Source organism: Streptomyces lydicus (assembly GCF_004125265.1).
Classification (GTDB): domain Bacteria; phylum Actinomycetota; class Actinomycetes; order Streptomycetales; family Streptomycetaceae; genus Streptomyces; species Streptomyces lydicus_C.
In genome coordinates this window covers 1855019-1866362 of sequence record NZ_RDTE01000003.1, presented here as the reverse complement: position 1 = coordinate 1866362, position 11344 = coordinate 1855019, and the positions used below count along the sequence as shown (strand labels likewise).

Here is an 11344-nt window from a genome sequence, read left to right as displayed (position 1 = left end):
CGGTGCCTTCCTGCCCGCATTCGGTCCCGCGGGATATCCGGGCGACCCGGAGCTTCTCTCCCTCACCTCACCCGACCCGAATTGGGGTACCTCTTTGCCTTTTTCCCTGCATCAGGGCGACGCGCTCGGCGTCCTCGCCGGCCTGCCGGACGGCTGTGTCGACTCCGTCATCACAGACCCCCCGTATAACAGTGGCGGGCGGACAGCCAAGGAGCGCACCTCCCGCAGCGCACGACAGAAGTACACCTCCGCCGACGCCGGACATGAGCTGCCGGACTTCACCGGCGAGAACATGGACCAGAGGAGCTACGGCTTCTGGCTGACCCAGACCATGACCGAGGCACTTCGGCTCACCAAGGTCGGCGGCACCGCGCTGATCTTCACCGACTGGCGTCAGCTGCCGATCACCACGGACGCTCTCCAGGCCGCCGGCTGGCTGTGGCGCGGCGTGCTCGCCTGGCACAAGCCCCAGGCCAGGCCACAGAAGGGGCGCTTCACGCAGAACTGCGAATTCATCGTCTGGGCCAGCAACGGGCCGATCGACGCCTCCCGGAACCCGGTCTACCTGCCCGGCCTCTACAGCGCCTCGCAGCCCAGCGGCAAGGCGCGCCAGCACATCACGCAGAAGCCGGTCTCCGTCATGCGTGAGCTGGTCCAGATCGCCCCGCCGGGCGGGACCGTGCTCGACTTCACCTGCGGCTCCGGCTCGACGGGCGTCGCCGCGCTGCTGGAAGGCCGAGATTTCATCGGTATCGAGAAGACCAAGCACTACGCCGAGATCGCCACCGACCGGCTCACCGAAACCCAGGAACAGACGCTCACACAGGACGATTTGACCCTCGCGTCCTGAGTTTCACCCTGTCGCGCGGGATGATCTTCGCCGCGTCTTCCTACATGCCCTGGCCGTGTCGCACGAGGCGTTATAGCAGGGAAGTCCCGGTTACCGAAACCGGGGATTCTCCGGATGGTTGGATCCGCAATTCACGCTCTAGGGGGCTGCCGCTCCAAGGAGGACCTTTTCGTGCCTGAATCCATAAATCCGCCGGAGGGCGGGGAGGGGGAACCGGTTCGGCTGCCGGACTCGGATCTGGACAGTATCGAGGCGAGTGTGCGCAAGCTGCTGGACCGGTCCGCAGAGCAGGCCCGACAGATCGACAGCCTCTCTTCCGCACCTGCGCCTGAGAACTCACCGTTCGGTGCCTTCGGCATGCCAGGATTCGCGGGACTGCCGCCGCAGGCCGCCCCACCCGAGCCCCGACCGATCCTTGAGCTGGAGGGCGAGGAGTACGAGGACGAGCTTGACGCGTTGTCCGACTGGGTCGATGACTTTCTCGTCCGGGTCTACGGGGCGGAGGTCACGACCGCGGCGCCGTGGTGTGAGCAGTGGCAGGAGCACGCCGATGTCGTTGCCTGGCTGCACGCCCTGTGGCTGGCCTACCAGCAGCACAAGGACGCCGAAGCCGGACTGTCCGGGCTGTTCGTCTGGCACCGGGACTTCCTCACCCATGCCATGGCCACCATCCGGGCTGCCGGCGGACCGCTGTCGGCGTGCATGACGGATCCGGACCGGCCCGCCCACCGCCTGCTGCCCGGCCCGCCGCCCTCGAACCGGACCGCCACCTCCGCCAAGGAGAATTCCGAAGAGGACGGCGAGCCAGGCCAGGCCGTCGGATGACCGGCGGCGAGATACGGCCGCCGGCCTTCGGCCTCTCCTTCGACCCCCGCGCTCTGAACGACCTCCTGGCGGCCCCCAGCGACATCCGCGACCTGGCACTCGCCCAGCTTCAAGAGGTCGTCAGCGCCCGTCTGTTCGGCGCCAAGCTCACCCGTGACCTCGCCGGATGCCGCAAGGTCTACGTCGATCACCGCAACGCCTGGCGCATCGTCTACGCCCAGCGGCGGGCACCGGCGAACTCCACGCACACCACCGAGATCCACGTGTTGGCCGTACGCCCACGCGAAGCGCACGACGTGTACGACACGGCCCGCGCCCGCCTCGGCATCAGCCGACCGCCCATGGGTGAGCGCACCCACGCCGCCCGCACCCGCTCACCGCAACTGGCCACCCGCCAGCCCGTTCCCAAGCCGGGACCACCGCCTTCCGCGATGCCCGGCCTTCCCCGACCCGCACTATCCCCGACCCTGAAGGGCCCCGTTCGTTGAAGCAGTTCCCCACCCTGATCGACCAGGTCGCCGCCGCCGTCCTGGCGCCGGCCGAGGACACCGAGAACCCGCACCACCGCGCCATCCTCGACGTGGCCGTCGAGATCCAGGAACTCGACCGGCAGCTCGCCGAGCTGTCCGCCGCCGATCTTCCCGCTGTCAGTGCCGCCGAGCGGCTGGACACGCTGACCGACCTGCTGGTCGAACGGATGGCAGCGGGTGTCGAGTTGAACGCCCTGCTGTCCGCCTCCTGCAGCCGTGCCGCCGCAGGTGAGCCCGAAGTGCCGGGCGTGTACGACCCAGCGGAGGACGAGGAGCCCGACTTCGACCCTGATGTCGACGACTACGAGGACTTCGACGGCTTCGAAGATCTGGAGGGCCTGGAGGACATCGAAGACCTCCCGGAGGAGGCGTGCGAGGAATTCCTGTCCTGCCCGAGCCGCCCGCAGACGATCATCCACGCCTGCCTTGACGCCTTCGACGCCCTGGGCGCAGTGGACTACGTCAGCACTACGGAACTGGTCTCAAGCGTGCGCGAACTGCCGGGCGAGGCCGAGGAGCGCTGGCGCTACGCCGACCTCACCCCGATCCGACTCGCCCTGCTCCTACGCCCCTACGGAGTCCAGCCCCGTAAGCCGCGTGCCGCCGACGGCAGCCGCTACCGCGCCTACCGGCGCAGCGACCTGCTGGCCGCCCGCCCGAACTGCTCCTGCTGACACACCCTGCCCTCGCACGTACTCGCCTGGTGACGGCGGCGGATTGGGACCTGGTCGCCGGCTTCCATGCCCGGTGTTCCGAACAGAACCTGTTGCGCCGCTGGGGGCGAACCCACCTCACGCCCCGTGACCTGACACGGCTTCTCACCCAGTCCGAATGCTGGATCGGGTTCGACGCAGACGAGCGCCCCCTGGCCCTCGTCTGCGTCGGCCCCGTCAGCGGGGAGCCCGGCGTCGCCGACCTCGGACTGCAAGTCGCCGACGACCGCCACCGTCAGGGCATCGGAACAGCCCTGGCCCTGCAGGCGGCCGGGATCGCTCGCACACGCGGAGCACACACCCTCACCGCGTACACGCAGGCATCCAATGCCCCGATGCTCCGTCTCACGGAGTGTCTGGGGCCTGTGCAGCGCACCCGCGAAGGCCCGTACGTCGAGGTCCGCGTCGCATTGGACGCCCTCGTTTCCGACCCCCGCCCGTCTACCGAAGCCGCTTCGCCTTGACCTCATCCCCTACACCTTGGCCTGCCCGGCAGACGTCCACGGCCCTCGATCACCGGATCGAGAACGCTGTGGGCCACCGCCTCGATGAGCTGGGGCGGTATCGCGACGACGGTCTCCTCGACGCGGCGCATTCTGCCGTGGCGGACGCCCACCGCGATCTCGTACGGGCCGAGCGAGACGTCACCTTCCACCGCACCCGACTCGCCCGCCTGGCCTCCGGCGAGTTCCCCGTCGATCATGCGCTGTTGGCCCGGATCGAGCGGTCGGTGGACCAGCTGGCCGCCGCGATCGACGAACGGGACGTGCAGCAAGGCAAGACTGCGGCTGCACTGCGTCCGATCGAGGCCGCCCCGCCGCGGCAGGGGCCACGGCAGGTGCCGGCGAAGGACATCGCGGCCCTGCTCGCTATCGCCCAGGGCGCCAAGCTGCACCAGAACCTCGCCACCCACCGGCTCGCGGTGGCGACCCGATCGCGTACGCGCATCCCCTACGCCCAGCTCCAGCGCCTGCAGGAGAGCGGGCTCGTGGACCGTGACACCTCCCGCCCGGTGCACGCCGGACAGCCCGTCACGCTCACCGACGCCGGCCGGACTGTCCTGGCCGCCCCGCGCCGCGCAGGCCCACCCAGCACCACGCCGCCGCCCCGACCGGCGGCTTCACCTGCTCCCGCACACCTGCGCCGCTGAATGGCGCCCGTCACCTGCCCACAGACCGATGGCGTTGCCGAACCGAAAGTACCGATGCCCCCCTCCGAACCGGACTTCCGCCTCGACGGCTACGAGGCCATCAACAAGCACGTCGCCGACCAGTTCTGGCAGCACATCGAAATCGAGCAGCACGACTTCACCCTGCTTGCCGAGCACCACACCGAAGACGGCGAGCACAGCTTCTACGTGATGCACAACCGTGCCGTCACCTGGGGCATCCCGGGGGAACCGCAGCTCGTCGCCCTCCACCTCAAGCGCGACACGGCAGCACACACCTTCCGCTTCACTCACCAGATGCTGCCGCTGCCGTCCATGGCCCAGTCCTGGCTGATCGCCCGCGGCTGCCCCGAGGAGGAGATCCTCCTCGCCGACGGCATCGGAACCACACCCGCCAACCAGGCCACCCGAGCCTTGGAGAAGCGGCTGCGCAGTGACGGCGACCACTTCGCCCTGCTGACCAGCTACACGCACGACGACGATCCGATCGAGATCACCGTGCTGCTGCGTGCTCTCGACGAGAAGGCGCCGCTGCCCTTCCGCGTGCTTCTCAAAGAGGTCGACTTCGACGCCTGGACGCACACCCTGCGCGAGGGCGGCTTCGAGACCTTCGAGGCGGCCACTCAGTGGTGGGAGGGCCACTGGCGCGGTGAGGAGATCCCGCTGCCCACCGCCTCACTGGCGACCCACCACACCATTACCGGTATCCCCGCGCTGCCGGTACGCCCCGCACCGCCGCGCGGACTGGGCCGGTGAACTCACGGGCACCTCACCGCTCCCCCCTTTTCCTGCTGGCGAAATGCCAGCGCTGGGGGAGGCGGGGCGGAACATAGCACGCAATCCCCGGTTACCGAAACCGGGGATTCTCCGGATTCTTGTTCTTGGCCCGAACGGCAACAGCGCGGGTCCACTTTCGCGTTCCCTCGCCAACTCCACTCAACTGTTAGGAAATCCCCTTGCGCCTCTCCCGCATTGCCGCTGTCGCAGCTGTAACCGCGGCTATCGCCCTGCCTGCCGTCACTGCTCCGGCCGCCAGCGCCGCAGCCCCGGCCGTTGCCTCCGACTCCTGCCACAAGACGGACCCGTACAAGGTGCACCACGCCAGCGCCGTCACCATCCGATCGAAGGCATCGTCGAAGTCCACCGCGCTCGGTGTTCTGTACCGCAGTCACAAGTTCACCGTCCACAAGGCCACGAAGTATGGCGAGTGGGTGTACATCACGGACAAGACCACCGGAGCAAAGGGCTGGGTTTCCGGGACCTACGTCTACCCGGTCGTCTACACCTGCCTGCACTAATTCAGCGAGCCCGAGCCCTGCACCAGCAGCCAATTCCGCATAAGGACAACGGATTTGCCGGTGCAGCCTTCCCGCCCCGTGACGCGAACGAAAGGAGACCTCCCGTGACCGAGTTCAGCGAAGACGTCATGGGTGTCATCACCGAGCGGATCGAAGACCGATTCCAGATGCCACTCGCCGAACTGCGCCGAGCGGTGACGGCGTCGCCACAGGCCAACCCCGAGGCCACGACGATCGTGCGCTGGTACGGCCTGCTCACCGAAACCCAGGACGCACTCGACACCGCCGAGGACGCGCTTGTCGACGCCCTTGGCACCCAGCCCGGCGAACTCGATGACCCCGTCATGGAACTGGCCCAACAGGTCAACACCACGGTCGCCGCCCGGGACGGCCGCGCCATGGTCGTGAACCACCTCCTCGACGGCGCCCCAACCGTGTGGCGCGGTGCATCCCCCGCCGCCCGTCGCGCGCCGGCCCTGACCACCACCGCCCCCAGGCTGCCCGGCCTGCGAGGCGTTGCCCCGCGGGGGGCGTCGCGATGAGCGTCATCGCCAAGCCCACCAGCCGCGACCAGGCACTGGAGAACGCCTTCGGCGCCCGTCCCGCCGCCTTGTACGCGCAGGCGGCGCACCCCGGTGCCTCGGTCGCACTGCAACGCGCACTGGAGCTGCGCAGCTTCCTCGCCATCGCCGAGGAGCAGGTAATTCGTGTACGGGATCGCGTCCACGAGGCCACCGCCGCCGACGGCGACATGGGCGCCCTGTCCGCCGAGGACCTGCGCTGGGACGCCCAGTGGCTGGAGGCGGCTCTGGCAGCTCGCGACGGCTACGTCACCGCACTCGACGACCTGCTGCAGACCATGCCGGCTCCCGCTCAACCCCCCAGCCGACCGGTGCAGAAAACCCAGTTGAAGGTCACCGCCACCGCTCCGCCCGTCCCACCGACCCGTGGGGCCGGGGCAGTGCGGACCCGCCGCCCCTGAAAGACCCGCCGATTGCCCCAGCCCGACGCCACCACGCACTCCGTGTCCCAGATCCTCGCCGAGCGCATCGAGGAACTGTTCGGCCAGCCGCTCGCCGAACTCGAAGCCCTCGCCGACAACACCCCGGACGCCACCCTGCTCGGCGCGCTCACCGGCAGCCACAGCGACCTGGACCTCGCCGAACGCAACATCGCCTTCCAGCTGGAGAGGCTGCGCGAACTCAGCGCGCCTGACAGGGAGATCGGCCGCCACGCTGCCGGTCACATCCTCGACTGCGCCCGCCGCATCGCCGAGTCCGTCGCCACCCGCGACGCCTACGCCAAGGCCACCGGCGCGGTCCTGGGAGGACTGCGCCGTGCAGCGGCACCCGCCACCCCACCGCCTGCTGTGCCTGCGCCCGCGGCCCCGGCGCCCGTCCCCTCCCATTCCCGCTGATCCGCCCGTACCGCTTGAGGAGCCCCTTCCTTGGCCACCACCGGTCTGCCCCACACCGCCCAAGACGACCTCTCGGGCGTCACCAAGACGCTGGATCTGCTCGCCCCGCGCTGGAGCGTGTGGGTGCTGATGACCCTCGCTGCGAAGCCGCTGCGCTATGCCGAGATCAAGCCGAGGCTGCCGTGGCTGCGCGACGGCCAACTCCACCCCCGGCTGCGCCAGCTGACCAACGCCGGCGTGGTCGAACGCACGGAGTACGGCCCGCGTCATGTCACCTACCGACTCACCCGGCGCGGTGCCGAACTGATGCCCGTCCTGGCCGCGATCGCGTCGTGGGGCGACACCCACCTGGAGAAGCGACTCGTCACCAACAAGACCACCGGCGCGAAGGAACCCGAGCGGATCGCCCCGGCCCAGAACATCGACGACACCCTGGCTCTAATTGCCCGGATGCATGCCGCCCCGATCCTGTGGTCTCTGCATAGCCGGGGCAGCGCGAACCCCAAGGCGCTGACCACTGAGGCGATGCCCGGCTACGGGCTGACGGCCGTCTACCATCCGCTGGGCCGCCTGGTCGAAGACGGCCTCGTCACGGCCACCGGCAGCGGCAACTTCCAGCTGTCCGCCAGCGGCCAGGCCCTCGCCCCCGTCTTCCAGGCGATCTCCGCATGGGCCGCCCCGGCTGCCGAGTCCGGCGCGCGGCCGGTTCGGGCGCAGGGCCCCGCCCCGTCACAGAACCGTTCCGGCCCCTGGGCGACTAACCCGACCCGCCGTCCGGCTCCTCCCGTACCCGCCGTACGGTCCGCCGGCCCAGCCCTTGCCACCACGCCCCCGGACGGGCCTGCGTGGAAGTCGGGCGACCTCTTCTCCCACCAGATACCGGCCCGCCCCATCACCCCGGCAGGGGGGCCGCGCCGATGACCCGCCCGCTCCCCTCCAGCCTCCGGCAGGAACGCCGTGCGATCCGCACCCTGACCCTGCCGGGCCTGATCCGCCTGGTCACAGAGATCGACGACAACGGCCCCATCAGCCACCGGCGCGGCAGCCTCCAGGGTGCTTTCGGCGACCTCACACGCGCGCAACTTCGCCGCGCCATCGACACCGCACGCGACCTCGGCCTGGTCCACGCCGACCAAGAGGCCCCCGACCGCTACCGGCTCACCGCCGCCGGCGAGGACCTCGCCGAGGTGTACGACACAGCAGCCCGCTGGGCCCGCAGCCACCAGTTCCCCAGCCCCAGCAGTGACTTCGTCACCCGCGTCCAGCACACCTTCCAGCTCCAGAGCTCCGAGCCGACCAGCGCGAGGACCGCGCAGTCGGCGCCGCTGAAGGCGCTGTCGGAGTGGCTCACGGCGCATCCCCGCGTCCTGCACCAGGCAGGTGACTGCTCCTCCGGCGCGGCCCAGGAATCGGGGCTCGCGGCGTGAGATCCCATGCCGGGCCCCGGCGTGACCACCGGCCGGTACCCACCCTGCTGCGCGGCATCTACCTGCCACGCAGCACGGACGCCGCCGCGTTCGCCATGACGACCTACGGCATCCCGCTGCTGGTGCTGGCCACCACCAACTCCGCGGCTCTGAGCGGACTCGCCTTCGCGCTCGAATGGGTTCCACGCCTTGCCGCGTTCGCCTTCGCCGGCGCGCTGGTCGACCGCCACGGCACCACCACCGTCCTGCGCTACGCCTCCGCCGCCAGGGCCCTGATCGTCCTGGCCGCCGCATCGATCCTGCCGACGCAGGAACAGGGCCTCGGCGCGACGGTCACCGTCATGCTGCTCGCCGCGTCCACCGGGATCCTCACCGAGTGCTCGTACATCGCGGCCGAGACTGCGGGCGGCGTCGCCGGCCGTGAGGCCGGCGACCGCGCCCACCGCGTGCAGTCCGTGCTCCTCGGCATCGACCAGGTCGCCACCCTGTCCGGCCCCGCACTCGCCGGCGTACTGCTGCAGTGGACCGGCGTCGCCGGGATGCTGACGGTGATCGCCGTCTTCTCGTTGCTCACCAGCGTCCTGGCCCCGCGCCAGTGCCACCGGGCCAAGCCCCCACGACAGCCGGTCGCTCAGGGTCTGCTCACCGGCTGGTCGACCCTGCGCTCGCTACCGGCCCTGGGCTGGCTGGTGACCGGACTGACCGTCTCCAACCTCGCCGTCGGCCTGCTGCAAGCCGCCGCCCCGGTCATCATCGTCAAACAGCTCGGACACTCCACGGCCGATGTCGGATTCACCTGGTCGGTCGCCGCCGTCGCATCCCTCGTCGCGGTCGCTCTGTGCCGCCGGGCCATCGACCGCTTCGGACTGTGGCCGGTCGGGGCCCTGTCCGCCTCGATCGCCGCCACCGCGTGCCTGTCCATCCCCTTCGCCGTCACCTACGCCACCTATCTCGCCTTGATCGCCGTGCTCATGGCCGGTGAGGGCGGCATGACCATCGTGCTGCGGACCCTGCGCTCCCGCCTCATCCCCGCGGACACGTTCGGCGCCACCCTGTCGCTGACCATCCTGCTGCTCCTGCTGCCCTTCCCCCTCGCCGGTGCCCTCGTCGCCACCGTGCCGCCCGCTCAGCTCGGCCACGTCATCACCCTCTGTGCCGCGGTGCAGGCCCTGGGCCTCTTCGCCACCTTCGCCCGGCTGCGCGCCACCCCCGGCCTGCGCGCCTCCTTCGCCTGACCGCCCTGGCCCCCTCCTGCTCACCCGGAGTCCGCTGCCATGCCCACGTCCCACACCCCCGCCGACCCGCACGCCCTGCCCATATCCCGCCCCTCGTCGCGAGCAGGCTCGCGCCCGACGCTCACCGACCGGTTCCTGGCCTTCCACGGGGAGCACCCGTACGTCTACCGCGCGCTGGAGCGCCTGACGGCCGATCGGCTTGCCGCCGGCGCCACCCGGGTCGGACTGAAGGCCCTGTTCGAGGACCTGCGCTGGCAGCTGCCGCCGGGCACGCGCGGCCTGGACAACAGCTTCACCGCGCTCTACGCCCGGAAGCTGATCGAGGACCACCCCCACTGGGCGCCGGCCTTCGAGCTGCGCCGCCGCACCCCCTGACCACGTTGTTCAACTCGTCTTTCCTCCGCCCTGTTTGGAGCCTTGTTGTCCTCTCGTCCCGTCGTCCTGGTCGTTGCCGCCGCTGACATGGAGGCCCACACGTATCGCGGAACATGCCTTGCGAACGTCGCCGCCCACTACGACGTCGTCTTGATCTCCGGCGCCGCGCCGACCTGGGAGAAGGAGATCCTCCTCGACTACGAAATCGCCGATCCCACCGATCAGGCGGCGCTGACCGAGGCCGGACGCGCACTGGCCGAGCGGCACGACCTGGCCGGCGTGATGACGTGGACCGAGTGGTACCTCGTCCCCGTCGCCCGCCTGGCCCGCCAGCTCGGCCTGCCCACCACCGCCCCCGAGGTGCTCCAGGGCTGCCGCAACAAGCACACGAGCCGCAGCCTGTTCGCCCGCCACGGGGTGCCCTCCGCCACATCCGTGAGTGTGCGCGCCGAGCGTGAGGCGGCGGATGCCGCCCGGCGCATCGGCTACCCCGTCGTCCTCAAGCCCGCCGCGCATGCCGCGAGCATGGGCGTCGTCCGCGTCGACACCGCCGGTGAACTGCCCGCGGCGTACGCCTTCGCCGCGCAGGCCGCCGGCCACGGAGTGGAGAACACCCAGGTCCTGGTCGAGGAGTACCTCGACGGTCCGGAAGTGAGCGTCGAATGCGTCACCCACCAGGGGCAGACCTCGGTGGTCGCCGTCACCCGCAAGACCGTCGGCTGCGCGCCGTACTTCGAGGAGCTGGCTCACGTGGTCGATGCGACTGACCCGATGCTCGCCACCGTGGCCCCGGCCGCCGTCGCGGCCATTGACGCCCTGGGCATCAGCGACGGCGTCAGCCACGTCGAGATCCGCGTGGTCGACGGCCGTGCCCGCCTCGTCGAGGTCAACGCGCGGATCGCCGGCGACATGATCAGCCACCTGGTCCACCTGGCCACCGGCGTCGACCTGGCCCGCGCCGCTTCCGATATCGCCTGCGGACAGGCACCCGACCTCACACCGACGCGCAGTCAGGCAGCGGCGATCCGGCTGATCTACCCCGCCTACTCCGGCACCCTCACCGAGCGCCGCCTCGACGGGGACTTCCCCTGGCTTGAGCGCGTGACCTTCCAGCGGGAGGTCGGCGACCCCCTCGTCCTTCCGCCGCACGGCGACATGTTCAGCGCACGCATCGGCTACCTCATCACCACCGGCTCCAGCGCCGCAGCGGCGCAGGCCCGCTCCACCGAGGCGTACCGGCACCTGACCGTCCAGATCACCCCCGCCTAGACCGCCGACCGCGTCCGCCCGCCCCGAACATCCGGATGCCCACTTGACCAACCTCGATCCCGGAGGGCTGGGAGCTGCACTATCAGTTCGCGGAGGCCGCCGACACGCTCACCGCGCTCGGTGAGGAACTGGCCGACACCCCCGCGGAATTGCGTGAACTCGGCCCGCCCGAGCAGTCGCACACGGCCGACCACAACGCCACCGCGGCGAAGCGTCCGTTCACCCCCACGCCGGCCG

16 protein-coding genes are annotated in these 11344 nt (G+C 70.4%); all 16 read left to right on the top strand.

The window, feature by feature from the left end; genetic code table 11:
- Positions 1 to 94 precede the first annotated feature (94 nt).
- The 16 genes from D9V36_RS10855 to D9V36_RS10780 all read left to right on the top strand — a co-directional run bounded on the left by D9V36_RS10855 (position 95) and on the right by D9V36_RS10780 (position 11107).
- The gene (locus D9V36_RS10855) at positions 95 to 850 is read left to right on the top strand and encodes a DNA-methyltransferase (RefSeq protein ID WP_129293589.1); all 756 of its coding nucleotides are present in this window, start codon (positions 95 to 97) and stop codon (positions 848 to 850) included.
- A 270-nt stretch (positions 851 to 1120) separates the two neighbouring features.
- Positions 1121 to 1675, top strand: coding sequence for a DUF4913 domain-containing protein (locus D9V36_RS10850; protein ID WP_164993158.1), 555 nt, complete (start codon positions 1121 to 1123; stop codon positions 1673 to 1675).
- Positions 1672 to 2163 (top strand): hypothetical protein, encoded by a 492-nt coding sequence (locus D9V36_RS10845; RefSeq protein ID WP_129293587.1) that lies wholly within the window; start codon positions 1672 to 1674, stop codon positions 2161 to 2163. The genes D9V36_RS10850 and D9V36_RS10845 overlap by 4 nt, the downstream gene beginning before the upstream one ends.
- Positions 2160 to 2879: a DUF3631 domain-containing protein gene (locus tag D9V36_RS10840; protein WP_129293586.1), complete on the top strand. Its 720-nt coding sequence runs from the start codon at positions 2160 to 2162 to the stop codon at positions 2877 to 2879. Before D9V36_RS10845 ends, D9V36_RS10840 begins: the two co-directional genes overlap by 4 nt.
- Before the next feature lie 29 nt (positions 2880 to 2908).
- Positions 2909 to 3382 carry a GNAT family N-acetyltransferase gene (locus D9V36_RS10835; protein WP_129293585.1) on the top strand — a complete coding sequence of 158 codons (474 nt, stop codon included), beginning with the start codon at positions 2909 to 2911 and terminating at the stop codon, positions 3380 to 3382.
- A 68-nt stretch (positions 3383 to 3450) separates the two neighbouring features.
- The gene (locus D9V36_RS10830) at positions 3451 to 4068 is read left to right on the top strand and encodes a hypothetical protein (protein WP_241720807.1); all 618 of its coding nucleotides are present in this window, start codon (positions 3451 to 3453) and stop codon (positions 4066 to 4068) included.
- 54 nt (positions 4069 to 4122) lie between these two features.
- On the top strand, positions 4123 to 4842 hold the full coding sequence (locus D9V36_RS10825; protein WP_241720806.1) for a hypothetical protein: 720 nt from the start codon (positions 4123 to 4125) through the stop codon (positions 4840 to 4842).
- 200 nt (positions 4843 to 5042) lie between these two features.
- On the top strand, positions 5043 to 5384 hold the full coding sequence (locus tag D9V36_RS10820; protein WP_129293583.1) for an SH3 domain-containing protein: 342 nt from the start codon (positions 5043 to 5045) through the stop codon (positions 5382 to 5384).
- Between the two features lie 104 nt (positions 5385 to 5488).
- Entirely contained in the window at positions 5489 to 5926 is a 438-nt protein-coding gene (locus tag D9V36_RS10815) for a hypothetical protein (protein WP_129293582.1), read from the top strand.
- Positions 5923 to 6366 (top strand): hypothetical protein, encoded by a 444-nt coding sequence (locus tag D9V36_RS10810; protein WP_129293581.1) that lies wholly within the window; start codon positions 5923 to 5925, stop codon positions 6364 to 6366. Before D9V36_RS10815 ends, D9V36_RS10810 begins: the two co-directional genes overlap by 4 nt.
- Before the next feature lie 12 nt (positions 6367 to 6378).
- Positions 6379 to 6801 (top strand): hypothetical protein, encoded by a 423-nt coding sequence (locus tag D9V36_RS10805; RefSeq protein ID WP_129293580.1) that lies wholly within the window; start codon positions 6379 to 6381, stop codon positions 6799 to 6801.
- A gap of 30 nt (positions 6802 to 6831) precedes the next feature.
- Positions 6832 to 7722 carry a winged helix-turn-helix transcriptional regulator gene (locus D9V36_RS10800; RefSeq protein WP_241720805.1) on the top strand — a complete coding sequence of 297 codons (891 nt, stop codon included), beginning with the start codon at positions 6832 to 6834 and terminating at the stop codon, positions 7720 to 7722.
- Positions 7719 to 8228 (top strand): hypothetical protein, encoded by a 510-nt coding sequence (locus tag D9V36_RS10795; protein WP_129293579.1) that lies wholly within the window; start codon positions 7719 to 7721, stop codon positions 8226 to 8228. The genes D9V36_RS10800 and D9V36_RS10795 overlap by 4 nt, the downstream gene beginning before the upstream one ends.
- Positions 8225 to 9463, top strand: a complete 1239-nt coding sequence (locus D9V36_RS10790; protein WP_241720804.1) for an MFS transporter — start codon at positions 8225 to 8227, stop codon at positions 9461 to 9463. Before D9V36_RS10795 ends, D9V36_RS10790 begins: the two co-directional genes overlap by 4 nt.
- Before the next feature lie 39 nt (positions 9464 to 9502).
- Entirely contained in the window at positions 9503 to 9838 is a 336-nt protein-coding gene (locus D9V36_RS10785) for a hypothetical protein (RefSeq protein WP_129293578.1), read from the top strand.
- Positions 9839 to 9925: 87 nt separating this feature from the next.
- Positions 9926 to 11107 (top strand): ATP-grasp domain-containing protein, encoded by a 1182-nt coding sequence (locus tag D9V36_RS10780; RefSeq protein ID WP_129298328.1) that lies wholly within the window; start codon positions 9926 to 9928, stop codon positions 11105 to 11107.
- Positions 11108 to 11344: the final 237 nt, after the last annotated feature.